The organism is Enterobacter vonholyi, from assembly GCF_008364555.1.
In the GTDB taxonomy this organism is placed as follows: domain Bacteria; phylum Pseudomonadota; class Gammaproteobacteria; order Enterobacterales; family Enterobacteriaceae; genus Enterobacter; species Enterobacter vonholyi.
The window spans coordinates 79,168-103,334 of sequence record NZ_VTUC01000003.1 but is presented as its reverse complement, the minus strand read 5'-3'; the positions used below and the strand labels follow the sequence as shown (position 1 = coordinate 103,334).

The following is a 24,167-nucleotide window of genomic DNA, read 5'->3' as shown; positions in this document are numbered from 1 at the left end:
AAGGATGCTACACGAGCCGAATAATGGCCGCTATCCCTTTGCTGAGGATTTTATCCTGTCGCATCACCACCGCCAGCTGCCGCTGCAGCATGGGCGTAAGCGACATCACGCATAGTCCTTCGCGATCGTCATCCTGTTCTACCGCCATTCGAGGCACGATGCTGTAGCCCAGCCCCGCGCGAACCATGCGTTTGATCGCCTCGATGCTGCCAAGCTGCATCACCGGTGCGATCGCTAATCCATTAGCCGCAAACCAGCCATCGATCAGCGTCCGGGTTCCGCTACCTGATTCAAAGGCAATCAGCGGCTGAGCGTGCAGCGCATCCGGGGTAAAGTCCCTGAAAACATCCTTCAGCTCCCGCGAGGCGATAAAAACAAACTCTTCGTCCATCACCGGCATGACGTCCAACGCCTTGCCACTCACCGGCAGCGTGACCAGCCCCATATCGAGACGGTTCTCTTCGATGGCCCTGACGATATCGCGGGTGTTGCCCGTCGTCACCCCCACGTTCAGGAGCGGATAGTCGCGTCGTAGCTGCTCCAGCAGAGGCGGCAGAAAATGGATGCAGGCCGTTGCCCCCGTGCCAAGCGTAATGGTGCCGCTCACATCGTGGCTGAATGCGCTCACGGACCGAATAGCGTCATCCACCACCTGCTGAATACGCTCCCCATGCGCCAGCAATGCCTCTCCGGCAGCCGTCGCCTTTATCCCTCGCCCGGTACGCTCTACCAGCCGCGTTTGCAAAAACTGCTCCAGCTGGCGTATTTGCAGGCTGACGGCGGGCTGAGAGATACCCAGCACATCCGCTGCCGCTGAAAAGCTGCCGCGCTGGATCACCAGACGGAAGGTGGCGAGAAAGCCCAGATTAAGCGTCGTCATTCAAAGTTTCTCTTATACCGCGCATAAGGTTGCTGCCCTGCCAGCACAATACCGCGCCCGTTATGCTCAGGACAACTGCATAGCGGAATGAAAAATAATGGAAACACCTGCCCTGCCACGCCACCTCGCCCTCACTGCCGGATGTAATCAACTCATCAACTGGGGGATCTCGTTTTATATGCCGGGCACCTTTGCGCTGGCCATTTCAGCTGACCGTGGATGGTCTTCACCGCAGATTTACCTCGGCCTGACGCTGGCGATGCTGGTGATGGCGGCGGTATCCCCTTTTGTCGCCCGCCTGCTGGCACGCTTTGGCGGTCAGACGGTGGTGATGAGCGGAACGTTGCTGATCGCCGCAAGCTGCGCAGGGATGGCGTATACCCAGACGCTTTTTGGGTGGTACTGTGCCTGGCTGGTCGCCGGCACAGGCATGCGCCTGTCGCTTTACGATGCGCTGTTCGCCGCGCTGGTGAACCTCTACGGGCAGCAGGCGCGCAGAACAATCTCACGCGTCACGCTGGCGGGTGGACTGGCCTCCGCCGTCTTCTGGCCGCTGGGCGATGCTCTGCTTCAGGTTATGCGCTGGCAGGACGCGCTGCGCGTCTATGCTCTGTTCGGCCTGCTGAGCGCGGCGCTGATAAGAACGCTTCCCCGTCAGCGGCTAACGGTGACGACAAAGGTCACCGCGCCGCCTTTGAACAACGAGCGGCGTCACGGCTGGCTTTATGCCATCTTCATTGCCCTCATTACCTTTGTTTCGAACGGCACGTCCACCCATCTGCCGGAGTTTATTGCCCACTTCGGTCTGCCTGTCGCCATCGGCATGCTGTGGGGGATCGGCCAGACGGGTGCTCGCTCGCTGGAAGTGCTGGCGGGCGCCCGCTTAACCCCCTTCAAACTCACGCTTTTTACCGCGCTCGCCATGCCGCTCTGCTTTCTGGTTGGGCTAAGCAGTTCCCAGTTTGTCTGGTGCGCGGCCGGATTTGTGTTGGGTTACGGTGCCATCAACGGGCTGGTCACCATCGTGAAAGCCACGCTGCCGCTGGAACTGTTTAACACCGAAAGCTATGCCCGCCGTACGGGCATGCTGCTTATCCCGGGCCAACTTATGGCCGCAGCCTCACCGTTTGCCTATGCGTGGCTGAACAAAACGCTGGGGATCGCTGGCGCAATGGGGGTGTCGACGGGGCTGACGCTGGTGATTGCCGGGCTGGCGATAGCGATCGTGCGCTGTCCCGGGAAGCAAACTGTATCGCACTGTATCAAGAGCGCCACGCTGACAAACGGGTACAAAACGCCGCCTCCGGCAAATATCTCCGATACATAAAAATGGTTTTCTTTCCCTGTCGCCATTCAGAACCGATGAGGAGAGAGACCGATGACCCGTCGTTATGCACTTATCACCCTGCTTGTCCTGGCATCTGTAGCCCATGCCCAGGCCACGCCGCTGGACAACCTGAGCGCCGGGGACGTTAACGGCCCCGCCGCCGTTGCCCCGCTGGCGCAGCCGCAGCCGCCCGCAAAGCTGATCGTCGATCCCCCGCTTGCCGGGCCGCTGAGCAAAGGCGCGGTGTTTATCCAGTACCGTGCCGAAAACCTGCGCATCGAGCCGGTATTCGGACCTGAAGCGCTCAAGGTCACCCCGCGCATCGGACACATTCACGTGGTGGTGGATGACGCGCCCTGGCACTGGGCTGACGCCAGCGGAGAGCCGGTAATTCTGGTGGGACTCCCCGCCGGTAAACACAAGGTGACGATTATTCTGGCCGACCCGACGCACAAGCCGCTCGACCACAAAACCATTGAATTCACCGTACCGCCCCACGCGGAAGTCCACCATTTTTAAGGAGTCTCAAGATGAAAGCACTGACTGTACTAACGGCAGGCCTGCTGGCGCTTTCCGCCAGCGCCTTTGCGCAGGGTAAAACCAGCGTCGTGCTGGTTCACGGCGCGTTTGCCGACGGCAGCAGCTGGAATAAGGTGATTGCCCTGTTGCAGAAGCAGCACGCCGAGGTCATTGCCGTCCAGCTCCCGCTCACGTCGCTCAACGATGACGTTGCCGCCACAAAGCGGGCCATCGCCCGCGCGCAGGGTGACGTAGTGCTGGTGGGCCACTCCTGGGGCGGCACCGTGATTAGCGAGGCGGGCAACGATGCGCGGGTAAAATCGCTGGTGTATGTGGCGGCATTCGCGCCTGATTCCGGCCAGTCGACGGCGGACCTGGCAGGAAGCTACCCTGCGCCGCCGGGTAGCGCAGTCATTGCCAAAACGGCGGACGGCTATTTATACCTGCCGACGGAAGCCCTCAGGAAGGATTTCGCGCCTGACGTGAAGCCAGCCATTCAAGATACGATTGCAGCCACGCAGGGGCCAATTAAGGCTGAGGCTTTTGGTGAAAAAGTCCCCCACGCGGCGTGGCATGACAAACCGAGCTGGTATGTGGTTAGCAAGAATGACCGAATGATCAACCCCGATCTTGAACGGGCGATGGCGAAGACGATCCACGCGAAAACCACCGAGGTGGCGGCAAGCCACGTGTCTATGGTCAGCCAGCCGCAGATCGTTGCCCGGACGATTGAGCAGGCGATTGAAGCAAAATAATATTTTGTAAATTGTAGGCCGGGTAAGCGCAGCGCCACCCGGCAAAAATAGCCTCAGTGCCCGCCATCTGCGGGATAATCGCGATTAATCCACGCGTGGTCCTCCTCCCAGGTGAACATCCATTTGCGCACCGGCCCGGCCATCACGTTGAGGTAGTAGCTGTCATACCCGGCCATCGTCGCCACCGGGTGGTAGCCCTTCGGCACCATGACCACGTCACGGTTATAGACCGCCATACACTCATCCAGCGTTCTGTCGTCGGTGTAGACGCGCTGCATGCAGAACCCCTGCTCCGGGTTGAGGCGATGGTAGTAGGTCTCCTCCAGATACGTCTCCTGCGGCGGATTATCCGTGTCATGCTTGTGGCTCGGATACGAGCTGGTGCAGCCCTCATTGGTCCACACCTCCACCACCAGCAGGCTGTCGGCGGGCTTGTCTTCCGGCAAAATGTTGTGCACGTAGCGCTGATTGTGGCCCTTACCGCGCGCTTCGCCGTCGATATCCTGCGGCGCAATCAGCCGCGTCGGATACGTGCCTTTGCCAGGCGCGGCGCAGACCGCCAGCTCAAGCTTCGTAAGCGCCTTCACCTGTACCGTCTCCTGCGGGGTGACGTACACCGCCCACGGCTTGATGCGCTCGAACGGGCTCATCCGCCCGCCAATATCGTTAAACTGCGCGGAAGGCGTTGTGATGGAGGCGCGCCCGGCGACCAGCACCAGACAGCGCTCTTCGCGGACGGCGGGCAGCGTCAGCGTCTGCCCCTCCTGCAGTTCATACGCCTCAAAGCCGACGTACCCCCACCCTGCGCTTTCCGGCATGACGGACTGGGTGCGCCCCTCCGCGTTCGGCTGTTGCCAGCGTGATAACAGACGTGACATGTCACCTCCTCAAATCAGTCCGGCGTCGCGCGCCAGGCGGCTCAGATTGTTATACCCCAGACGGGCGTAGGTCAGCGGATGGGCAATCGCCGGGTCCTGCTCGGCCTCCACCACCAGCCAGCCGTGATAATCCTGCGCCTTCAGCAGCCGCATAATCGGCGGGTAATCGACGCAGCCATCGCCCGGCACGGTAAACACGCCGCTCAGCACCGCGTCGAGGAAGCTGGTTTTACGGTTTTTCACGTCCGCCAGCACGTCGGCACGCACGTCTTTGCAGTGGACGTGGTTGATGCGCGACGCCCAGCGCTGCGCCACCGCCAGCGGATCGGCCCCGGCAAAGGTCAGATGGCCGGTATCGAGCAATAGCCCCACCGCATCGCCGGTGTGGGTCATCAGGTTGTCCACATCGTCGGCGGACTCAATCACCGTGCCCATATGGTGATGGTAGGCAATCTGCACGCCCTGCTGCTGGGTGTAGCGGGCAAATTCGGTAAGCTTCTCACCGTACTCCTTCCAGCGCGCCTGCGGGAAGCGCGGGCGCAGATGCACCGGGGTCTGCTGGTCGCCGTGAATGCAGCCGCTCACTTCCGCAAAGACCAGCACCTTCGCCCCCAGCTCGCGCAGCAGCGTCAGGTGGGACTGCACGGCGGCGATCTCCTCCTCCACGCTGCGCTCCAGCAGGCGACCGGAGTACCAGCCGGAGACCAGCTGCAGGTCGTGGCGCTGCAGGATGGGGCCGAGCAGGCGCGCTTCGCGCGGGAACTTATTGCCCAGCTCGAAGCCGGCGAAACCGGCCTCCTTACCTTCGCTCAGGCAGGTTTCCAGCGACGTCTCCGCGCCCAGAGAAGGCAGATCGTCGTTCGTCCACGTCAGCGGGTTAATGCCCAGTTGTACACTCATTGTCTTCTCCATTATGCGTGTCCGCGCTCGCGCCACCAGGCGATAAGCTGCAGGTAGTTGTCCCGGATGCGTGCCACCAGCTGCGCATCGTCAATATCGTGCTTCAGCCACGCGCGGGAGGCATCGCCAAACAGCGTGCGCCCCACGGCGAAGCCTTTTACTACCGTCTGCCCTGCTGCGGCCCTGAAGTCGGCGCGCAGCTGTTCCGCCGGGGCATCCAGGCCGAGGATCACCACCCCGCGGCAGTGCGGGTCCCGGCGTTCGATAATCTCGCTCAGCGCCGTCCAGCCCTCGGCGGAAAGCGGCGGCAGCTTCCACCAGTCGGGGTAAATGCCGAGGTTGTAGAAACGGGAGATGGCGCGCAGGTAGAGCTCGTCGCTGCGCGGCATGCTGGCGGGCAATATCACCTCCAGCAGCAGCTCATGCCCGGACCGGCAGCAGGCGTGGTACACCTCGGCGATTTTCTGCTCCTGCTCCAGGCGCAGGCCGTGAGCGTCTTCCGGGTGGAAGAAGACCAGGCACTTCACCACATGCTCCTGCGGCCAGCTGATGAGCTGGGTGCCGATGTTGCCATGCTCCATCTCCAGCGGCCTGGAGCCCGGCAGCTCGATGGGACGGCCAATCCACCACCCCTCGCCGGTGATGGCGTTCAGCGCGTCCTGACCAAAGGTTCCGTCGCACAGCAGGCCGGCTTTGCCCTCCAGCCCGGCGCGGCTTGCCGCCTCGCGACTGGCCTGCAGGATCAGCTGCTTCAGCGCCGGAATGCGCTTAAGCGACGCGCCGCACTGCATCGCCATATCCTCAAGCTGGCTGCGGTGGTCGAAGGCCATCACGCACAGCTCCGGCCACTCGCGGCGTCGGGTGGTCACCCGGTGGAGATGGTTAAGACGCGGGTCAAGATCCGGGCGCGGCACATCTGCAGCGCGCGAAAGATAGTCATCCAGCTCGATTTTGCTCGGCATCGCCGGGGCGCAGCCGTGGCGCGAAACCACCAGCGCGCCGCAGGCGTTGGCGTAGCGGCACGCCTGCTCCCAGCCCTCGTCGTTCAGGTAACCGCGCAGCAGGCCGGACATAAACGCGTCCCCTGCGCCGAGGACGTTCAGCACCTCCACGCGCACGCCGGTCACCGTCAGGCCGTCGTCCAGCCGGGGCGGAATGGCGTCGGTATAGACCGAGCAGCCGAGCGCGCCGCGTTTGCAGACCAGCGCTGCGTCACTGACTGCACGCACCTGCCCCAGCGCCTGCAGGGTATCCGTGCTGCCGCCCGCAATGTGAAACTCCTCCTCGGTGCCGACAACGACGTCGAAGAGGTGCAGCACCTCCTGCAGCTCGCGGGTGACCTTATCGGCGGCGATAAAGCGCGTTTCACCGTCGCCTAAGGCGGTGAGCCCCCACAGCACCGGACGGTAGTCGATGTCCAGCACCGTGCGCACGCCGTGACGGCGGGCATAGCCCAGCGCCGTCAGCACCGCCTCGCGGGTCTGAGGATGAGAAAGGTGAGTCCCGGTGATGGCAAGACAACGTGCGGAGGCAATGTAGCTTTCGTCCACATCGCCAGCCGTAATGGCCATATCCGCGCAGTTATCGCGATAAAAAATCAGAGGAAAGGTGTCCCGGTCTTTAATGCCGAGTAGCACCAGCGCCGTGAGGCGGTCTTTATCGGTAATCAGATGACTGGTATCGCAGCCCACCTGGTTGAGCTCTTCGCGCAGGAAGCGGCCCATATGTTCATCGCCGACGCGTGCCAGCATCGACGAGCGCAGGCCCTGGCGCGCGGTGCCGTACGCCACGTTGCCGGACGAGCCGCCGAGGTATTTGGCGAAGCTCGACACATCCTCCAGACGGGCACCAATCTGCTGACTGTAGAGGTCTACCGCCACGCGGCCCATGCATATCACATCAAACTGCTTTTCCACGTTGATACCTCATCAGACAATGTCGTTCACGTTCAGCCAGCGGCCTTCCCGGTGCGAGAGCGCGATTGCATCCAGCACGCGCGATACCTTCCAGCCCTCTTCGAAGTCCGGCCACATCGGCGCGTCGGCGGCAATCCCGTCCACCAGATCGCGCACCTCCACCGTTTTTTGATCGTTAAAGCCAATCCCGTGTCCTGCGCCCATGCAGAACGCGGCGTAGTCCGGGTGCGCCGGGCCGACGAGTAAGGTCCGGAATCCCTGACGGTTCACCGGATCGTCATGCCGATAGAGCTTCAGCTCCGCCATGCGCTCCTGGGTGAAGCTGATGGCGCCTTTCGTCCCGGTGATGACGTACGACAGCCCCATCTTGCGGCCGCAGGCGACGCGGGAGGTTTCAATCACGCCCTGCGCCCCGCCCGCGAAGCGCACCATCGCGTGGGCCTGATCCTCGTTTTCGACGGCAATCATGTCCGACGATCCGGCCTTCGCCGGGCGCGCCGGGACCACGATCTTCAGGTCGCCGCAGACCTGCTCAATATCCCCCACCAGGTACTGGGCCATATTGACAATATGCGCCGCGAGGTCGCCCAGCGCCCCCAGCCCGGCGGTCTCTTTAAAGCAGTGCCAGTGAATGGGCGACAGCGGGTCGGCCATATAGTCTTCGTTGTGGGTGCCGTAGAAGTGGATCACCTCGCCAATTTCACCGCGGGCGATAATCTCCTTCGCCAGCTGCGCCGTCGGGTTCTTCATGTAGTTGAACCCCACCAGCGTTTTCACCCCGGCCCGCTTCGCGGCGTCAACCATCTCCCGCGCGTCGTGGGCGTACAGCGCCAGCGGCTTCTCCGAGTAGACGTGCTTGCCGTGGCGGATCGCCTCCAGCGCCATCTCTTTATGCAGATGGTTGGGTGAGCAAATATCCACCACATCAATAGCCGGGTCGGCCACCAGCGCCCGCCAGTCGCCGGTGGAGCGGTTGAAGCCAAACGCCTGCGCGCGCTCTGCCGCCAGCTCCGGCGTGACTTCCGCCACCATCTCGCGCACCAGCCTGCCGCGCAGGTTGAACACCGTTGGGGCCTGGGCATAGGCGATAGCGTGCGCCTTGCCGATATACCCGGTGCCAATTAATCCAATACGAACCTCTTTCATCGTGATCCTCACAGTGCGCCGCGACGGCTCTTGGCGTAGGTATCAAACGCCACCGCCAGAACGATAATTAATCCGGTGATAATCTGCTGGTAGTAGGCCGAGACGTTCATCAGCACAAGGCCGTTAATCAGAATCCCCATGATGATGGAGCCGATAATGGTGCCGCCGATGCGCCCGTAGCCGCCCATCAGCGAGGTACCGCCGATCACCACCGAGGCGATGACGCGCAGCTCAAAAGAGATCCCGGCCACCGCCTCGGCGCTCCCCAGACGCGCGCTCAGGATGAAGCCCGCCAGTCCCGCCAGACAGCCGATCAGCACATAGACGCTGACCAGCACGCGCTTGACGTTCACCCCCGCCAGGCGCGCCGCCTCCGGGTTACCGCCGATGGCGTAGACGAATCGGCCCCAGCGGGTTTTATGCAGCGCCAGATAGCCGCCGAGGGCGACGATGGCGAAGATCCAGATCGGAATGGAGATGCCGAGCAGCTCCCCGCGCCCCCACCAGCGGTAGCCCTGATCGAAACCGGCAATCGGCGCGCCGTCGTTGATCACCAGCGTCAGGCCGCGCCAGATGGTCATCCCGCCGAGGGTCACGATGAACGGCGGCAGGCGCAGACGGGTTACGCCCAGACCGTGCAGGAAGCCAATCGCCGTGCCCATCGCCAGACAAATCCCCAGCCCAATCAGCCAGCTCATGCCGCCCCAGGCGTTCGGGTCGACGGTGGTGAAGTTGTCGCCCTTAATCACGTACGCCGCGGTCATGGCGCAGACCGCCAGAATTGAGCCGACGGAAAGGTCAATCCCGGCGGTCAGGATGACAAAGGTCATCCCCACGGCCATGATCCCGTAGATGGAGACTTCGGTCAGGATGTTGAAAATATTGCGTTCAGAGAAAAAATTGCTGTTCTGCGACTGAAAGAAGATCAGCAGCAAGATCATGAAAATCAGCACCCCGAAGCGCTCGAAGAAGGCGATGGGATCGATGCGTCCGGCGCGTTTGACCGGGGCCTGCGTTTTAGAAATCATCTGCGTCATGAGAAACTCCGTTATGCCGCGTTCAGGGCGTTGTGGTTGATGGCCATCATCGTCATCAGCCGTTCTTCGTTAGCGTCGTCACCGTGGATCTCGCCGGTCACTCGCCCTTCGCTCAGGGTAATGATCCGGTCTGACACCGCCATCACTTCAGGCAGATCGGAGGAGATCACGATCACCGCCACGCCCTTTTTCGCCATGTCAAACAGCACCTGGTGCACTTCTGATTTGGTCCCCACGTCAATGCCGCGCGTCGGCTCATCTACGATCAGCACCCGCGGGTTGAGCGCCATGCAGCGCGCGAGGATCACCTTTTGCTGGTTACCACCGGAGAGCTTGCGCACCTCCTGCGCGCTGTTGACCATTTTGATCTGCAGCGCCTTGCGGTAGGACTCGATCAGATCGTCCTCTTTGCGGGTGTTCACGAACCAGCGCCACTGCAGCAGCGAAGAGAGGCAGGAGAGCGACAGGTTGTCGCGAATCGACAGCCCCAGCACCGCCCCCTCTTTTTTGCGGTCTTCCGGCACCAGCGCCACGCCCTGATCGAGCGCATAAAGCGGGTCGCGCGGCTGGTACGGCACGCCGTCCAGTTCAAAGCTGCCCGAGGTAAACGCGTCCGCGCCAAACAGGCAGCGGGCCACTTCGGTGCGCCCGGCGCCCACCAGTCCGGCAATGCCTAAGACCTCCCCGGCGTGAACGTGGAAGCTGATGTCATGCAGGGCAATGCCGTGCGGATCCAGCGGCGGCTTTTCGCGGCTCAGCCCCTTCACCGCCAGGCGGACGGGTTTGTCCTCATGATGGGTTTCGCTGGCGGGACGACGGTTAAAGGCCACGTCGCGCCCGACCATCAGGCGGATCAGCTGTTCGACGTTGGTCTCCGCCACCGCGCCGGTGCCGGTGAAGCGGCCGTCCTGGAAAACGGTGAAGCGGTCGCAGAGCTGGAAAACTTCGTGCAGGCGGTGGGTAACGTAAATAATGCTTACGCCGCGGTTTTTAAGCTCCCGCACCACGCGATGCAGGCTTTCCACCTCGCTGTCGCTCAGCGCGGCGGAAGGTTCGTCCATAATGATCAGCCTGGCGTTGAGGGTCAGCGCCCGGGCGATCTCCACCATCTGCTGCTGGGCAACGCTCAGACGGGCGACCGGCGTGGTCGGCGCAACGTTCAGCTGCAGATAGTCGAGAATGACCTGCGCTTCCTGATTAACCGCCTTTTCGTCGACGATCAGGTTGCGTTTACGCGGCTCGCGCCCGAGAAACATGTTTTCCGCGACGGTCATGTTGGGCAGCAGATTAAATTCCTGATAGATGGTGATAATGCCCTTGTTCTGGCGCTCCACCGGGGAGTCGTCCACCGGCAGCGTTTCGCCGTTGAACCAGATATCCCCGCGGGTTTGCGGCTGCGCCCCCGCGAGCGCCTTCAGCAGCGTGGATTTACCCGCCCCGTTTTCCCCCAGCAGGGCGTGGATCTCGCCCGCGCCGACGGTCAGCTGGGCGCTGCTTAACGCCCAGACGCCGGAAAAGCTTTTTGCCAGGTCGGTCACTTTCAGTAAGGGTTGCGACATCGGTCTGCTCCTCCTTTAGAGTGAGCCGCCGCGCCAGCGGCGGCTGCGGATAAATCAGTTACCGGCCTCACCGATACGCTCAGCCTGCTGCAGGTTCTCTTTAGTGATCAGCGTCGGCGGGTAGTCGGCCCCGGTGATGGCTTTCTTCTCGCGCACGTTGGCCACCAGCTGGCTCATCGCCGTCTGCACCGCAAAACCCGGACGCTGGTCCGCCGTCACCGCCAGCCAGCCGTCGCGCACGCGGGCCAGCGCTTCCGGTACCGCGTCAAAGCCTGTGACCAGAATTTCGCCCGGCTTCACGCCCTGGCTCTGCAGCGCTTCGATCGCCCCCAGCGCCATGTCGTCGTTAGCGGAGAGGATCACCTGAGGACGTTTCGGCAGCGAGGGCAGCACGCTTTCCACGATGCGCATCCCTTCAGAACGCATCCAGTTGCCGGTCTGATCGGCGACAATCTTGTACTTATCCCCGCCCGCCTTCAGGCTGTCGCGGATCCCTTTGGTGCGTTCGATGTTGGAGGAGGAGCCCGGCTGGCCGGTCAGCAGAATGATCTCCGCCCCGTCGGGGAATTTGGTTTTAACGAAGTCGCCAATCGCCTGGCCGCCCTTGTAGTTGTTGGCGCCAAAGTGCGGCACCTTCTTCTGGCTGTCGACGGAGCGGTCAAGGGTGACCACCGGCAGCTTCGCATCCTGAATTTCATCCACCGCGCTGGAGACCGCGTTCACATCGTTCGGGGAAACGATAAAGCCCTGCGCCCCGCGGGTGATGGCGTTTTCCAGGTCAGCAACCTGCTTCGGCGAGCTGCCCTGCCCGTCCAGTACCTGAAGCTTCACGCCCATCTCTTTTGCGGCTTTCACCGCCGTGCGCTGCATGTGAACTTCAAACGGCATGGCCAGGTTTGGCGTACTGAAAACAATTTGCTCGTTTTCGGCGAGGGCGGCCCCGGACGTCATGGCGATGAGGGCGGCTACGATCAGTTTTTTCATTATTATGTCTCTCTGTGTAGGGTAGTTGTGTTTAGAGGACGATCTCGCGCTGGCTGCGGAGTGACTCCAGCGCTTTATCCGCGAGGTACAGCGCACGTTCACCATCATCGCCGCTGCAGTCAGGTACCGCTTCGCCGCGCAGGACCGCGACAAAGTGTTCCCATTCCGCGGCGTAAGCGGATTTGTAGCGCTGCAGGAAGAAGTGTTCCGGCAGCGCGCTGGTGCAGCCCTGTTTGCCGTAGTGCTGCACCTGGTTTTCCAGAATGTTGCCCGCGCACAGCAGCCCTTCGGAGCCGTGCAGCTCCAGGCGCTGGTCGTAGCCGTAAGATGAACGGCGGCTGTTAACGATGGTCGCCATCGCGCCGGAAGCGTATTTCAGAACGATAAACGCGGTATCGATGTCCCCCGCCTCGCCAATCGCCGGATCGACCAGGTTACTGCCCTGGGCATACACCGACACCGGCTCTTCGCCCATGATGAAGCGGGCCATGTCAAAGTCGTGAATGGTCATATCGCGGAACATGCCGCCGGAAACGCGCACGTACTCCGCAGGCGGCGGAGACGGGTCGCGGGAGATGATGAGCAACGATTCCGGTTTGCCGATGCACCCGGCCTGCGCGTCGGTTTTCACGCGGCGGAACTGCGGGTCAAAGCGGCGGTTAAAGCCAATGAACAGCGGCACGTCATACTCTTTGACCACCTTCAGGCAGTCGCGCACGCGGGCGAGGTCGAGGTGTACCGGCTTTTCACAGAAGATGGCCTTGCCGTGGCGGGCGGCCATTTCAATCAGGTCCGCGTGGGTATCGGTGGCAGAGGCGATCAGCACGGCGTGAACGTTAGGGTCGGTCATCGCTTCATCCAGGCTCTGCTGGCGGGCCTGATACTGCGTGGCGAGGCGGGTGGCAAATTCCTGATTCGGGTCAACCACGGACCAGAGCGTGGTCGCGCCGTGGCTGGCGATGTTAGCTGCATGTACCTGGCCAATTCGGCCAGCGCCCAGTAAAGCAATGTTAAACATAACGGCTCCCGGTGTTGGTGAATGCTGTGAACTAACGACCCTATAAATAAAACATTTATTTCATTTTTATAAATAGTGAAAATTATGTTTTTGAGTGCGGGTTAACACTTTTGAGATGAATGAGATAAATTTTGTTATCAATCTCACAACATCGCGGAAGATGTGCCCCTCACCATAACTCTCTCCCCAAAGGGGAGAGGGGACGGTACGGCGCGGTCTTTTCTCCCTCTCCCCTTTGGGGAGAGGGCTGGGGTGAGGGGAAAATAAAAATGAAATGAAAATTTCGTTACGGCGGAAAAACTTAATACTGACGGGCTTTTATCACCTGCGCCTGCGTTTGCTCCGCGGCTTCACGCACGGCAGACGATTCCGCCACCTGCGCATCACCGGTTCGCCACCAGGAGGCGTAGTCGTGGGTCATGGTCTTCGGTAGCACCTTGATGTCCAGCAGCGTTGGGCCGGGATGCGCACGGGACGCCTCCAGCGCCGCCAGCAGGCTTTGCTCATCGTTCACCCGCCACGCGCGGCAGCCGTAGCTCTCCGCATTTTGCGCAAAATCGACCTTCACCAGCGGACCGTCAAGGCGTCCGGTTTCCGGGTTGCGGTGGCGGTTTTCCGTGCCAAAGCTGCCCATGCCGTGCCCCATCTGCAGGTTGTTAATGCAGCCGAAGCTGGCGTTATCAAACAGCAAAACGGTAACCTTAATACCCTCCTGCACGGCGGTTTGCAGCTCGGAGTGCAGCATCATGTAGGAGCCATCTCCCACCATGGCGTACACCGGCAGCCCGGGTCTGGCGAGCTTCGCGCCGATGGCCGCCGCAATCTCGTACCCCATGCAGGAGTAGCCGTACTCCAGGTGATAGCTGTCCGGCGTTTTGACCTGCCAGAGGCGCTGTAAATCGCCCGGCAGCGAACCGGCCGCGCCCACCACGATGGCGTTATCTTCCACATGCTGGTTGATCAGCCCCAGCACCCGCGTCTGGGTCAGGCGGGTGTTGAGCGTCTTGCCGTACTCCGCCAGCTGCGTATCCAGGTGCCCCGCCACTTCGGGTGCGTCGTCCGGACGCCACTGGCGATCCCACAGGCGGCGGCACTCGTCGCGCCAGGCGGATTTCGCCTCAGCGATCGCCTCTCCCCAGCCGCTGCGGTAATCACCGAGCGCGTGGGTCAATGCCTGGAGTCCGGTTTGAGCGTCGGCAATCAGCGCCGTAGCGTCCAGCTTCAGAGCGTCAAACTCGGCCACGTTCAGTAGCAGAAATTCGACGTCCGGATGGGAAAAGAGTGCCTTGGAGCCGGTGGTAAAGTCGGTCAGGCGCGTGCCGATGCCAATCACCAGGTCAGCCTGCGGCGCGAGCTGGTTGGCCGCCATTCCGCCCGTCACCCCTACGCCACCGAGGTTAAGTGGGTGGTCACTTACCAGCGCCCCCTTTCCGGCCTGAGTTTCGGCAAACGGCAGCTGCAGCGTCTCGACAAAGTCGCGAAACGCCTCATGCGCGCCGGAATAACGCACCCCGCCGCCGCACACCACCAGAGGGCGACGCTTGCGGGCGATCAGCGCCCGCGCCTGCGCCAGACGCTGCGGATCGGGTGGACGACGCTCGATGTGGTGCACGCGACGCGCAAAGAAGCTTAGCGGGTAATCCCACGCTTCCCCCTGCACGTCCTGCGGCAGGCAAATCGTAACCGCACCGGTATCTGCCGGGTCAGTAAGCGTTCGCATCGCGCTAAGCATTGCGCTCATCAACTGCTCGGGACGGTAGATGCGGTCCCAGTAGCGGGAGACCGGACGGAAGCAGTCGTTGGTGCTGATGCTGAGATCGTGATACTGCTCGATCTGCTGCAGTACCGGGTCCGGCTGGCGGCTGGCGTAGATATCGCCCGGAAGCAGCAGCAGCGGGATGCGGTTCGCCGTAGCGGTTGCCGCGGCCGTGACCATATTGGCGGCGCCCGGCCCGACGGAGGAGGTGACGGCAAAGATGCGCTGACGACGGTGCTGTTTGGCGAATCCCGTCGCCATATGGGCGATGCCCTGCTCGTTGCAGCCCTGCATCACCTGCAGATGGCCGGGATCCTGCTCCAGCGCCTGGCCAATGCCCAGCACGTTGCCGTGCCCAAAGATGGTGGCGACGCCCTCCACGAAGGGAGTTTCATCGCCATCCACGCTAACGTACTGTTGATTAAGGAACCGGACCAGCGCCTGAGCCATGGTCATACGTTCGGTTTGCATAACGCCTCCTGTCAGCCCAGCGTCGGCATGGAGAACGCAGCGCCTGTCTCCTGCTGCATTTCCGGCCAGCGCGCGGTGATGGTTTTCATTCGGGTGTAGAAACGCACGCCGTCGCTGCCGTGAACGTTGAGCGCACCGAAGATGGAACGCTTCCAGCCGCCGAAGCTGTGGAATGCCATCGGCACCGGAATCGGCACGTTGACCCCCACCATGCCCGCCTGCACCTCTTCGCAGAAGCGGCGCGCGCAGCCGCCGTCGCGGGTGAAGATCGCCGAACCATTACCATATTCATGGCGGTTAATCAGATCCACCGCGCTGGCGTAATCTGCTACGCGCACCACAGAAAGCACCGGGCCAAAAATCTCTTCTTTATAGATGGTCATCTCAGGAGTGACGTTATCGAACAGCGTCGGCCCAACGAAGTAGCCCTGCTCATGGCCCTTCACGCTGAAGCCGCGACCGTCCACGCGCAGTTTTGCTCCCTGCGCTTCCCCGCTGTCGATATAGCCCAGCACCTTGCTGCGGTGCGCGGAGGAGATGAGCGGCCCCATTTCGTTTTCCGGCGACTGGTCCAGGCCCGGCCCGACGCGCAGCGCGGCAATCTGTTTCTCCAGCCGAGTACAGAGGTCATCGGCGGTTTTATCCCCCACCGCCAGCACTACCGAGAGCGCCATGCAGCGTTCCCCCGCCGCGCCGTAGGCCGCGCCCATGATGGCGTTGGTCGCCATCTCCATGTCGGCATCCGGCATTAAAATGCAGTGGTTTTTCGCGCCCCCCAGCGCCTGACAGCGCTTGCCGTGGGCGGACGCGGTCTGGTAAATGTATTCCGCAATCGGCGTGGAGCCGACAAAGCTCACCGCCTGCACGCGCGGGTCGGTCAGGAGCACGTCAACGGACTCTTTATCGCCCTGCACCACGTTGAAGACGCCGTCCGGCAGGCCGGCTTCTTTCAGCAGCTGCGCCAGCGCGAGCGCCAGAGAAGGGTCTTTTTCCGACGGCTTCAGCACGAAGGTGTTGCCGGTCGCCAGCGCAATCGGGAACATCCACATCGGCACCATCGCCGGGAAGTTAAACGGCGTGATCCCGGCGCAGACGCCGAGCGGCTGCATCAGCGAGTGGCTGTCGACGCCGGTACCGACGTTCGCCGAGTGTTCTCCCTTTTGCAGATGCGGGATGCCGCAAGCAAACTCCACCACTTCCAGGCCGCGGGTCAGTTCGCCCACCGCGTCGGAGAAGACCTTGCCGTGCTCTTCGCTGATGAGGCGGGCCAGGCGATCCATGTTCTCTTCAAGCAGCGCTTTGAAGCGGAACATCACGCGCGCGCGCTTAAGCGGAGCATGACGCGCCCACGCCGGAAACGCCTGCTGCGCGGCGGCAATCGCCTGCTCCGTTTCCTGTGCCGTACTCATCACCACCTGGCGGATCTGCTCGCCGGTGGCCGGGTTGAAGATCGCCTGAACGCGCTGGCCTGAACCGGTGACACATTCGCCGTGAATAAAATTCGCTACCGTCTCCATCCTTAACCTCTCGCTGTTGATTCGTGACTGTTACCTGAACGCTGTGTACTGAACACTATACATGAAACAAATATTCCATTTTAAGTTGAAATAAAATAAATGATGATTATTGTGATCAAGGATGGATTTTTATGTTAACAGCCAGCACCACTGACGCCACGTGCGCTATTAAGGGATCTCGGGCGAGGAAATGACTGAATCTTCTGTTTCATTTTTGCTGCCAGATGGATGGCCGATATTTAAAAGACGCGGTTTTGCGTTTAGAATCATAAGACTGTATTTGGGGGATAAGATGACGACAGCAACCAGCCTGAACGAACTGCAGCAGCAAATCCGCGATCGCTACGATAGCCTGAGCAAGAGGCTGCAGCAGGTCTCCCGCTACGTGCTGGACAACACCAACAGCGTGGCCTTTGATACGGTTGCCGTCATTGCCGAACGCGCCGACGTGCCGCCCTCGACGCTGATCCGCTTTGCCAACGCCTTTGACTTCACCGGCTTCAACGAAATGAAACAGCTGTTTCGCATGAACCTAGTGGAGGAGACCGCCAGCTACAGCGACCGCGCCCGAATGTTCCGCGAGATGGAGAGCGAGGCCGTGCCGGAAACGCCGCTCGATATCCTGCAGGAGTTTGCCCGCTCGAACGCGCAGGCGCTGCAGCAGCTGGCCGCCCGCGCCGAGCCGGAGATGCTGGAGCGCGCAGTACAGCTGCTGGCCGAGGCCGACACCATCTACATCGCCGGACTGCGCCGCTCCTTTAGCGTCGCCGCGTACCTCACCTATGCCCTGAGCCACCTGGAGTGTCGCCCTATTCTGCTCGACGGCATGGGCGGGATGCTGCGCGAACAGATCAGCCGCATTAAGGCGCGCGACATCGTGGTGTCGATCAGCTTCTCGCCGTACGCGGAAGAGACGGTGATGGTCAGCGAAACCGCCGCCAGCGTCGGCGCGCGGCAGATCGTGATTACGGACAGCCAGATAAGCCCCCTGGCGACGTTCAGCGACCTCTGCTTTGTGGTGAAAGAGGCGCAGGTGGACGCGTTTCGGTCTCAGTCGGCGACGCTGTGCCTGGTGCAGTCGCTGGTGGTGGCGCTGGCGTATCGGCTGGGTGAAGGGAAATAGGAAAATAAAAAACCCCCTGCACGGGCAGAGGGTTTTGGGTTAATTCAGAGGGAAATTATTCCCACTCAATCGTAGCCGGTGGTTTACCGCTGATGTCATACACCACGCGGGAAATACCGTTCACTTCGTTGATGATGCGGTTAGACACGCGGCCTAAGAAGTCGTACGGCAGGTGCGCCCAGTGCGCGGTCATGAAGTCGATGGTTTCCACCGCACGCAGGGAAACAACCCAGTCGTACTTACGGCCATCGCCCATCACGCCGACGGAGCGAACCGGCAGGAACACGGTGAACGCCTGGCTTACCTTGTTGTACAGGTCAGCTTTGTGCAGCTCTTCGATGAAGATAGCGTCCGCGCGACGCAGCAGGTCGCAGTACTCTTTCTTCACTTCACCCAGCACGCGCACGCCCAGACCCGGGCCCGGGAACGGGTGACGGTAGAGCATGTCGTACGGCAGACCCAGTTCCAGACCGATCTTACGCACTTCGTCTTTGAACAGCTCGCGCAGCGGTTCAACCAGGCCCATCTTCATCTCTTTCGGCAGGCCGCCCACGTTGTGGTGAGATTTGATGACGTGCGCTTTACCGGTTGCGGAAGCCGCAGACTCGATCACGTCAGGGTAGATGGTACCCTGCGCCAGCCACTTCACGTCGTCCAGCTTCAGCGCTTCTTCGTCGAACACTTCCACGAACACGCGGCCGATGATCTTACGTTTTGCTTCCGGATCGTTCTCGCCTTTCAGCGCGTCCAGGAAGCGCTGCTCGCCTTCCACGTGAACGATGTTCAGACCGAAGTGGTCACCAAACATGTCCATAACCTGCTGGGCTTCGTTCAGACGCAGCAGACCGTTGTCCACGAAGACACAGGTCAGGTTTTTGCCGATGGCGCGGTGCAGCAGCATCGCGGTCACGGAGGAGTCCACGCCGCCGGAGAGGCCGAGGATCACTTTGTCATCGCCAACCTGCTGGCGGATACGCTCAACGGCGTCGTCGATAATTTTTGCCGGGGTCCACAGGGCTTCACACTGGCAGATGTCGCGCACGAAGCGCTCCAGCATGCGCATACCCTGACGAGTGTGGGTCACTTCCGGGTGGAACTGCACGCCGTAGAAGCGTTTTTCTTCGTTCGCCATGATGGCAAACGGGCAGCTTTCGGTGCTGGCAACGGTCACGAAGTCAGACGGGATGGCGGTAACTTTGTCGCCGTGGCTCATCCACACGTCCAGCAGCGGTTTGCCGTCTGCGGTCAGGGAGTCTTCGATACCGCGCACCAGCGCGCTGTCGTTAACCACTTCAACCTGCGCATAGCCGAACTCGCGCTCGCTGGAGCCTTCTACGTGGCCGCCCAGCTGCATTGCCATGGTCTGCATACCGTAGCAGACGCCAAATACCGGCACGCCAGCTTCGAATACGTACTGCGGCGCGCGCGGGCTGTTCTCTTCGGTGGTGCTTTCCGGGCCGCCGGACAGGATGATGCCGCTTGGATTGAATTCGCGAATCTGTGCTTCCGTGACATCCCACGCCCACAGTTCACAGTAAACGCCCAGTTCACGCACGCGACGCGCCACCAGCTGAGTGTACTGCGAACCGAAGTCCAGGATGAGAATGCGATGTTTATGAATGTTTTCCGTCATTGACGCTAATTCCGAGGCAAGTGAAACAAAAACAGAGCGCCCGGCAGAAGCCGGGCGCGGAAACTTATCAGGAGCCCAGACGGTAGTTCGGGGACTCTTTGGTGATCGTCACGTCGTGAACGTGGCTCTCCTGGATACCCGCACCGCTGATGCGTACGAATTCCGCTTTAGTACGCAGCAGGTCAATGGTACCACAGCCGGTCAGACCCATACAGGAGCGCAGGCCGCCCATCTGCTGGTGGATGATCTCTTTCAGACGGCCTTTATAGGCAACGCGACCTTCGATACCTTCCGGCACCAGTTTGTCTGCGGCGTTATCGGTCTGGAAGTAACGGTCAGAGGAGCCTTTGGACATCGCGCCCAGGGAGCCCATCCCGCGGTAAGATTTGTAAGAACGGCCCTGGTAGAGTTCGATTTCACCCGGGGATTCTTCGGTACCGGCCAGCATGGAGCCTACCATTACGGCAGCTGCGCCCGCTGCGATCGCTTTCGCGATGTCGCCAGAGAAGCGGATACCGCCGTCAGCGATAACCGGAATACCGGTGCCTTCCAGCGCTTCAACCGCGTCAGAGACCGCGGTGATCTGCGGAACGCCCACGCCGGTCACGATACGCGTGGTACAGATAGAGCCAGGGCCGATACCCACTTTCACCGCGCTGCAGCCGGCGTCAGCCAGCGCACGAGCGCCTGCGCCCGTCGCCACGTTACCGCCGATGATCTGCAGGTCAGGGTATTTGGCACGGGTGTCACGGATACGCTGCAGAACGCCTTCGGAGTGGCCGTGAGAGGAGTCAATCAGCAGGACGTCAACGCCCGCAGCAACCAGCGCGTCAACGCGCTCTTCGTTACCGGCACCTGCGCCAACCGCAGCGCCGACGCGCAGACGGCCATGCTCGTCTTTACAGGCGTTAGGCTTACGTTCTGCTTTCTGGAAATCTTTAACGGTGATCATGCCGCGCAGGTGGAAGTTGCTGTCAACAACCAGCGCTTTTTCAACACGTTTTTCGTGCATTTTTGCCAGCACCACGTCGCGGGTTTCACCTTCGCGAACGGTAACCAGACGCTCTTTTGGCGTCATGTACACGCTAACAGGCTGGTTCAGGTCAGTCACGAAACGCACGTCACGACCGGTAATAATACCAACCAGTTCGTTCTCTTCGGTCACCACCGGGTAACCGGCGAAGCCGTTACGCTCGGTCAGGGCTTTCACTTCGTGCAGGGTGGTGGTTGGCAGAACGGTCTGTGGGTCAGACACGATGCCGGATTCATGCTTCTTCACGCGGCGAACTTCTTCTGCCTGACGTTCGATGGACATGTTTTTGTGGATAAAGCCAATGCCGCCTTCCTGTGCCAGGGCAATAGCCAGGCGCGCTTCAGTCACGGTGTCCATTGCCGCAGAGAGCATAGGAATGTTCAGGCGAATGGTTTTCGTCAACTGCGTGCTGAGGTCGGCAGTATTCGGCAGAACGGTGGAGTGAGCGGGAACGAGGAGGACGTCGTCAAACGTCAGTGCTTCTTTAGCGATACGTAGCATGGGCAATATCTCTGACCTGGGTGGTTAAATATTGCCGTGGCATTATACAGAGCGTAACCGATTGCATCTACACTTTTTTATAAAAAAGCTTGCGATTGCCTCTCAGCAGGTTACTATCGACTGAATAACTTGCTGATTTAGAATTTGATCCCGCTCACATGTTATCCTCTCAATCCCCCTCAATTTATACCGTCAGCCGCCTGAATCAGACGGTGCGTTTGCTGCTTGAACAGGAAATGGGGCAGGTCTGGATCAGCGGTGAGATCTCTAACTTCACGCAGCCGTCCTCCGGTCACTGGTACTTTACCTTAAAAGACGACACCGCCCAGGTGCGCTGCGCAATGTTCCGCAACAGCAACCGTCGCGTGACGTTTCGCCCTCAGCACGGCCAGCAGGTTCTGGTCCGCGCCAATATCACCCTGTATGAGCCGCGCGGCGACTATCAGATTATCGTCGAGAGCATGCAACCCGCGGGCGAAGGCCTGCTGCAGCAGAAGTATGAACAGTTAAAAGCCCGACTCTCTGCCGAGGGGCTGTTCGACCAGCAGTACAAAAAGACGCTGCCCTCCCCCGCCCACTGCGTTGGGGTCATCACCTCGAAAACCGGTGCGGCACTGCACGATATTTTGCACGTGCTGAAGCGTCGCGACCCTTCCCTGCCCGTCATCATCTACCCGACCGCCGTGCAGGGTGACGATGCGCCGGGCCAGATTGTGCGCGCCATTGAGCTGGCGAACGCCCGTCAGGAGTGCGACGTCCTAATCGTCGGGCGCGGTGGCGGCTCGCTGGAAGACTTGTGGAGCTTTAACGACGAGCGCGTGGCGCGGGCAATCTTTGCAAGTCAGATCCCCGTGGTGAGCGCCGTCGGCCACGAAACGGACGTAACGATCGCCGATTTTGTCGCGGATCTCCGCGCGCCGACGCCGTCCGCGGCGGCGGAAGTGGTCAGCCGCAACCAGCTGGAGCTGCTGCGTCAGATTCAGAACGGCCAGCAGCGTCTTGAGATGGCGATGGACTACTACCTCGCCAACCGGACCCGGCGCTTTACCCAGCTTCACCACCGTCTACAGCAGCAGCACCCGCAGCTGCGTCTGGCGCGTCAGCAGACCGTTCTGGAACGTCTGCGTCAGCGCATGAACGTTGCGGTGGACGCGCAGCTTAAGCGCGCGATATCGCGCCAGCAGCGCGCGACCCAGCGCCTGAACCAGCAGAACCCGCAGCCGAAAATTTATCGCGCGCAAACGCGAATTCAGCAGCTGGAGTATCGTCTGGCGGAAACTATCCGTGCGCGACTGAGCACCACCCGCGAACGCTTTGGCAATGCGGTGACCCACCTTGAAGCGGTTAGCCCCCTCTCCACGCTGGCGCGCGGCTATAGCGTGACGACGGCGACGGACGGCAAAGTGCTGAAGCAAACCAAACAGGTGAGTACAGGCGATGTGCTGACGACGCGCCTGTCAGACGGCTGGGTAGAAAGCGAAGTGAAATCAATTAAACCGGTGAAAAAAACGCGTCAGCGTAAAACCGGATAATTCTTCGCCGGTTACTTACTATACTGCTGCTATTCCCTTTTTTAATAAGGAGAGCAGCATGACCCATCTTAATAGCGTTATTCCGCCGTATATTCTTCGTCGTATTATCGAAAGCGGTTCCGAACCGCAGCAGCGCTGTGCCCGCCAGACCTTAACCCATGTCCAGACGCTGATGGCACATATGCCCGGCAAACCCGCTGCGCCGCACGTGAATAAAGCCGGGCAGCTTGAGCGTGATATTTACGACGCGAAGCAGACTCAGGAACTACCAGGTACGCAGGTGCGTTACGAAGGCCAGCCGTCGAACGGCGATATAGCGGTGGATGAGGCCTACGAGTATTTAGGTATTACCCATGATTTCTTCTGGAAAGAATATCAGCGCGATTCGCTCGATAATAAAGGGCTTATTTTAACCGGCACCGTTCACTATGGCCGGGAATATCAGAACGCCTTCTGGAACGGACAGCAGATGGTATTCGGCGACGGTGACGGGGAAATATTTAACCGCTTTACCATCGCCATAGACGTCGTGGCGCACGAGCTGAGCCACGGCGTGACCGAGACCGAAGCCGGGCTTATCTACTTTGAGCAGTCCGGCGCGCTGAACGAGTCGCTGTCGGACGTGTTTGGCTCACTGGTTAAGCAGTACCATCTGAAGCAAACCGCCGATAAAGCGGACTGGCTCATTGGCGAGGGATTACTGGCAAAAGGTATCAACGGCAAAGGGCTGCGCTCGATGTCTGAACCGGGCACTGCCTACAACGATCCGCTGCTTGGCAAAGACCCGCAGCCCGCGCACATGAAAGATTTCATTAAAACGCGCGAGGATAACGGCGGCGTGCATCTGAACTCCGGCATCCCCAACCGGGCTTTTTATCTGGCGGCAACGGCGATCGGCGGCTACGCCTGGAAAAAAGCGGGTTATGCCTGGTACGACACGGTTTGCGATCGCAATCTGGCGCAGGATGCGGATTTTGAGACTTTCGCAAAACTGACGATCGCGCACGGAGAGAAACGTTCCGGCGGCGACGTGGGGGCGGCCATTAAACAAGCATGGGAACAGGTGGGAGTGTTGTAAATGCAGGTTCCGGAACTGACGGATGACGCCGTTGTTGAGCTGGCCCGGGAAGGCGGCGTCGCTTTTATTCCCAAGCTGAGCGGACAGCGCACCATCGCGCTCTCCTCGCTCAATGAGGCCCAGCGCCAGCGCCTGGTAAGCATCCTGGAGCAGGCCTTTCCACGCGGTCAGCCGCCGGGACAGGCCTCGTCACCCGGCAGCGGCGACCAGCGCTATTTCCGCATCCAGATTATCTGGACCGGGCAAAATCAGGCGCACTACACCGATATCATCGTGCTGGTACCGGAGCAGGAAGCGCCTGAGTCGCTGGTCGAGCTGTGGAAGAAAGGCGAAGGCTGCGTGTGCGATTAACCTTCGGCCCGAACGAACTCCACGCGTTTTTTAGAGATAAGACCGTGGCCGTTCTGGCAGAAATAATCCACCGCCCCACAGGCTTTTAAGACCTGGAGTGGCTGATGGCACTCCGGGCAGCGGGCTTCAAGCACAATATCTTTATTACAGCTTTCGCAGTGTGCCACCCCGTTCAGGGGCTCAAGCGGTGCCTGGCAATCCGGGCAGGTAATCGTCATATTCTCTCCTGTTGGGTTTTATCGGGGCAAGATAA

General features: G+C 60.7%; 21 protein-coding genes. 7 read left to right on the top strand and 14 right to left on the bottom strand.

The window, feature by feature from the left end:
• Positions 1-7: 7 nt before the first annotated feature.
• Positions 8-880 (bottom strand): LysR family transcriptional regulator, encoded by an 873-nt coding sequence (locus F0319_RS04930; RefSeq protein ID WP_149366395.1) that lies wholly within the window; start codon positions 878-880, stop codon positions 8-10.
• A gap of 97 nt (positions 881-977) precedes the next feature.
• Between F0319_RS04930 and F0319_RS04925 the strand changes: the two genes are divergently transcribed.
• The 3 genes from F0319_RS04925 to F0319_RS04915 are packed head-to-tail and all read left to right on the top strand — an operon-like array spanning position 978 to position 3,481.
• Positions 978-2,207, top strand: coding sequence for an MFS transporter (locus tag F0319_RS04925; protein WP_149366394.1), 1,230 nt, complete (start codon positions 978-980; stop codon positions 2,205-2,207).
• A gap of 51 nt (positions 2,208-2,258) precedes the next feature.
• Positions 2,259-2,726 (top strand): DUF6130 family protein, encoded by a 468-nt coding sequence (locus F0319_RS04920; RefSeq protein ID WP_149366393.1) that lies wholly within the window; start codon positions 2,259-2,261, stop codon positions 2,724-2,726.
• Between the two features lie 11 nt (positions 2,727-2,737).
• A complete protein-coding gene (locus F0319_RS04915) occupies positions 2,738-3,481 on the top strand; it encodes an alpha/beta fold hydrolase (protein WP_149366392.1) in 744 nt (247 codons plus the stop codon).
• A gap of 53 nt (positions 3,482-3,534) precedes the next feature.
• Here the strand turns inward: F0319_RS04915 and iolB are convergent, their stop codons facing one another.
• The 10 genes from iolB to F0319_RS04865 all read right to left on the bottom strand — a co-directional run bounded on the left by iolB (position 3,535) and on the right by F0319_RS04865 (position 16,663).
• Positions 3,535-4,359, bottom strand: coding sequence for a 5-deoxy-glucuronate isomerase (gene iolB / locus F0319_RS04910; protein WP_149366391.1), 825 nt, complete (start codon positions 4,357-4,359; stop codon positions 3,535-3,537).
• Positions 4,360-4,368: 9 nt separating this feature from the next.
• Positions 4,369-5,259, bottom strand: coding sequence for a myo-inosose-2 dehydratase (gene iolE / locus F0319_RS04905; protein WP_149366390.1), 891 nt, complete (start codon positions 5,257-5,259; stop codon positions 4,369-4,371).
• An 11-nt stretch (positions 5,260-5,270) separates the two neighbouring features.
• On the bottom strand, positions 5,271-7,175 hold the full coding sequence (locus F0319_RS04900; protein ID WP_149366389.1) for a bifunctional 5-dehydro-2-deoxygluconokinase/5-dehydro-2-deoxyphosphogluconate aldolase: 1,905 nt from the start codon (positions 7,173-7,175) through the stop codon (positions 5,271-5,273).
• A gap of 12 nt (positions 7,176-7,187) precedes the next feature.
• Positions 7,188-8,321: a Gfo/Idh/MocA family protein gene (locus tag F0319_RS04895; protein WP_149366388.1), complete on the bottom strand. Its 1,134-nt coding sequence runs from the start codon at positions 8,319-8,321 to the stop codon at positions 7,188-7,190.
• An 8-nt stretch (positions 8,322-8,329) separates the two neighbouring features.
• Positions 8,330-9,358 (bottom strand): ABC transporter permease, encoded by a 1,029-nt coding sequence (locus tag F0319_RS04890; RefSeq protein WP_008502116.1) that lies wholly within the window; start codon positions 9,356-9,358, stop codon positions 8,330-8,332.
• 11 nt (positions 9,359-9,369) lie between these two features.
• Positions 9,370-10,917: a sugar ABC transporter ATP-binding protein gene (locus F0319_RS04885; RefSeq protein WP_025912800.1), complete on the bottom strand. Its 1,548-nt coding sequence runs from the start codon at positions 10,915-10,917 to the stop codon at positions 9,370-9,372.
• Between the two features lie 54 nt (positions 10,918-10,971).
• Complete coding sequence (locus F0319_RS04880) at positions 10,972-11,901, bottom strand: sugar ABC transporter substrate-binding protein (RefSeq protein ID WP_008502118.1); 930 nt, start codon at positions 11,899-11,901, stop codon at positions 10,972-10,974.
• A gap of 31 nt (positions 11,902-11,932) precedes the next feature.
• Positions 11,933-12,919, bottom strand: a complete 987-nt coding sequence (gene iolG / locus F0319_RS04875) for an inositol 2-dehydrogenase (RefSeq protein WP_127731936.1) — start codon at positions 12,917-12,919, stop codon at positions 11,933-11,935.
• Positions 12,920-13,220: 301 nt separating this feature from the next.
• A complete protein-coding gene (gene iolD, locus F0319_RS04870) occupies positions 13,221-15,146 on the bottom strand; it encodes a 3D-(3,5/4)-trihydroxycyclohexane-1,2-dione acylhydrolase (decyclizing) (protein WP_149366387.1) in 1,926 nt (641 codons plus the stop codon).
• Between the two features lie 11 nt (positions 15,147-15,157).
• The gene (locus F0319_RS04865) at positions 15,158-16,663 is read right to left on the bottom strand and encodes a CoA-acylating methylmalonate-semialdehyde dehydrogenase (RefSeq protein WP_149366386.1); all 1,506 of its coding nucleotides are present in this window, start codon (positions 16,661-16,663) and stop codon (positions 15,158-15,160) included.
• 292 nt (positions 16,664-16,955) lie between these two features.
• Between F0319_RS04865 and F0319_RS04860 the strand changes: the two genes are divergently transcribed.
• The gene (locus tag F0319_RS04860) at positions 16,956-17,786 is read left to right on the top strand and encodes a MurR/RpiR family transcriptional regulator (RefSeq protein ID WP_149366385.1); all 831 of its coding nucleotides are present in this window, start codon (positions 16,956-16,958) and stop codon (positions 17,784-17,786) included.
• Between the two features lie 55 nt (positions 17,787-17,841).
• On the opposite strand, the gene guaA is transcribed toward F0319_RS04860, so the two are convergent.
• Positions 17,842-19,419, bottom strand: a complete 1,578-nt coding sequence (gene guaA, locus F0319_RS04855) for a glutamine-hydrolyzing GMP synthase (protein ID WP_008502126.1) — start codon at positions 19,417-19,419, stop codon at positions 17,842-17,844.
• 67 nt (positions 19,420-19,486) lie between these two features.
• Complete coding sequence (gene guaB, locus F0319_RS04850; RefSeq protein WP_008502128.1) at positions 19,487-20,953, bottom strand: IMP dehydrogenase; 1,467 nt, start codon at positions 20,951-20,953, stop codon at positions 19,487-19,489.
• Between the two features lie 158 nt (positions 20,954-21,111).
• Here guaB and xseA point away from each other — a divergent pair, with 158 nt between their 5' ends.
• The 3 genes from xseA to F0319_RS04835 are packed head-to-tail and all read left to right on the top strand — an operon-like array spanning position 21,112 to position 23,914.
• Positions 21,112-22,485: an exodeoxyribonuclease VII large subunit gene (gene xseA, locus F0319_RS04845; RefSeq protein ID WP_133294910.1), complete on the top strand. Its 1,374-nt coding sequence runs from the start codon at positions 21,112-21,114 to the stop codon at positions 22,483-22,485.
• A 58-nt stretch (positions 22,486-22,543) separates the two neighbouring features.
• Positions 22,544-23,563: a M4 family metallopeptidase gene (locus F0319_RS04840; protein ID WP_149366384.1), complete on the top strand. Its 1,020-nt coding sequence runs from the start codon at positions 22,544-22,546 to the stop codon at positions 23,561-23,563.
• Positions 23,564-23,914 carry a protealysin inhibitor emfourin gene (locus F0319_RS04835; protein ID WP_025757698.1) on the top strand — a complete coding sequence of 117 codons (351 nt, stop codon included), beginning with the start codon at positions 23,564-23,566 and terminating at the stop codon, positions 23,912-23,914.
• Here F0319_RS04835 and F0319_RS04830 read toward each other — a convergent pair.
• On the bottom strand, positions 23,911-24,132 hold the full coding sequence (locus F0319_RS04830) for a zinc ribbon domain-containing protein (protein WP_039024586.1): 222 nt from the start codon (positions 24,130-24,132) through the stop codon (positions 23,911-23,913). The genes F0319_RS04835 and F0319_RS04830 overlap by 4 nt on opposite strands.
• Positions 24,133-24,167: the final 35 nt, after the last annotated feature.

Coding starts and splice junctions, on each gene's coding strand:
- F0319_RS04930 (WP_149366395.1), bottom strand. CDS start 880: ATGACGACGCTTAATCTGGGCTTTCTCGCCACCTTCCGTCTGGTGATC.
- F0319_RS04925 (WP_149366394.1), top strand. CDS start 978: ATGGAAACACCTGCCCTGCCACGCCACCTCGCCCTCACTGCCGGATGT.
- F0319_RS04920 (WP_149366393.1), top strand. CDS start 2,259: ATGACCCGTCGTTATGCACTTATCACCCTGCTTGTCCTGGCATCTGTA.
- F0319_RS04915 (WP_149366392.1), top strand. CDS start 2,738: ATGAAAGCACTGACTGTACTAACGGCAGGCCTGCTGGCGCTTTCCGCC.
- iolB (WP_149366391.1), bottom strand. CDS start 4,359: ATGTCACGTCTGTTATCACGCTGGCAACAGCCGAACGCGGAGGGGCGC.
- iolE (WP_149366390.1), bottom strand. CDS start 5,259: ATGAGTGTACAACTGGGCATTAACCCGCTGACGTGGACGAACGACGAT.
- F0319_RS04895 (WP_149366388.1), bottom strand. CDS start 8,321: ATGAAAGAGGTTCGTATTGGATTAATTGGCACCGGGTATATCGGCAAG.
- F0319_RS04890 (WP_008502116.1), bottom strand. CDS start 9,358: ATGACGCAGATGATTTCTAAAACGCAGGCCCCGGTCAAACGCGCCGGA.
- F0319_RS04885 (WP_025912800.1), bottom strand. CDS start 10,917: ATGTCGCAACCCTTACTGAAAGTGACCGACCTGGCAAAAAGCTTTTCC.
- F0319_RS04880 (WP_008502118.1), bottom strand. CDS start 11,901: ATGAAAAAACTGATCGTAGCCGCCCTCATCGCCATGACGTCCGGGGCC.
- iolG (WP_127731936.1), bottom strand. CDS start 12,919: ATGTTTAACATTGCTTTACTGGGCGCTGGCCGAATTGGCCAGGTACAT.
- iolD (WP_149366387.1), bottom strand. CDS start 15,146: ATGCAAACCGAACGTATGACCATGGCTCAGGCGCTGGTCCGGTTCCTT.
- F0319_RS04865 (WP_149366386.1), bottom strand. CDS start 16,663: ATGGAGACGGTAGCGAATTTTATTCACGGCGAATGTGTCACCGGTTCA.
- F0319_RS04860 (WP_149366385.1), top strand. CDS start 16,956: ATGACGACAGCAACCAGCCTGAACGAACTGCAGCAGCAAATCCGCGAT.
- guaA (WP_008502126.1), bottom strand. CDS start 19,419: ATGACGGAAAACATTCATAAACATCGCATTCTCATCCTGGACTTCGGT.
- guaB (WP_008502128.1), bottom strand. CDS start 20,953: ATGCTACGTATCGCTAAAGAAGCACTGACGTTTGACGACGTCCTCCTC.
- xseA (WP_133294910.1), top strand. CDS start 21,112: ATGTTATCCTCTCAATCCCCCTCAATTTATACCGTCAGCCGCCTGAAT.
- F0319_RS04840 (WP_149366384.1), top strand. CDS start 22,544: ATGACCCATCTTAATAGCGTTATTCCGCCGTATATTCTTCGTCGTATT.
- F0319_RS04835 (WP_025757698.1), top strand. CDS start 23,564: ATGCAGGTTCCGGAACTGACGGATGACGCCGTTGTTGAGCTGGCCCGG.
- F0319_RS04830 (WP_039024586.1), bottom strand. CDS start 24,132: ATGACGATTACCTGCCCGGATTGCCAGGCACCGCTTGAGCCCCTGAAC.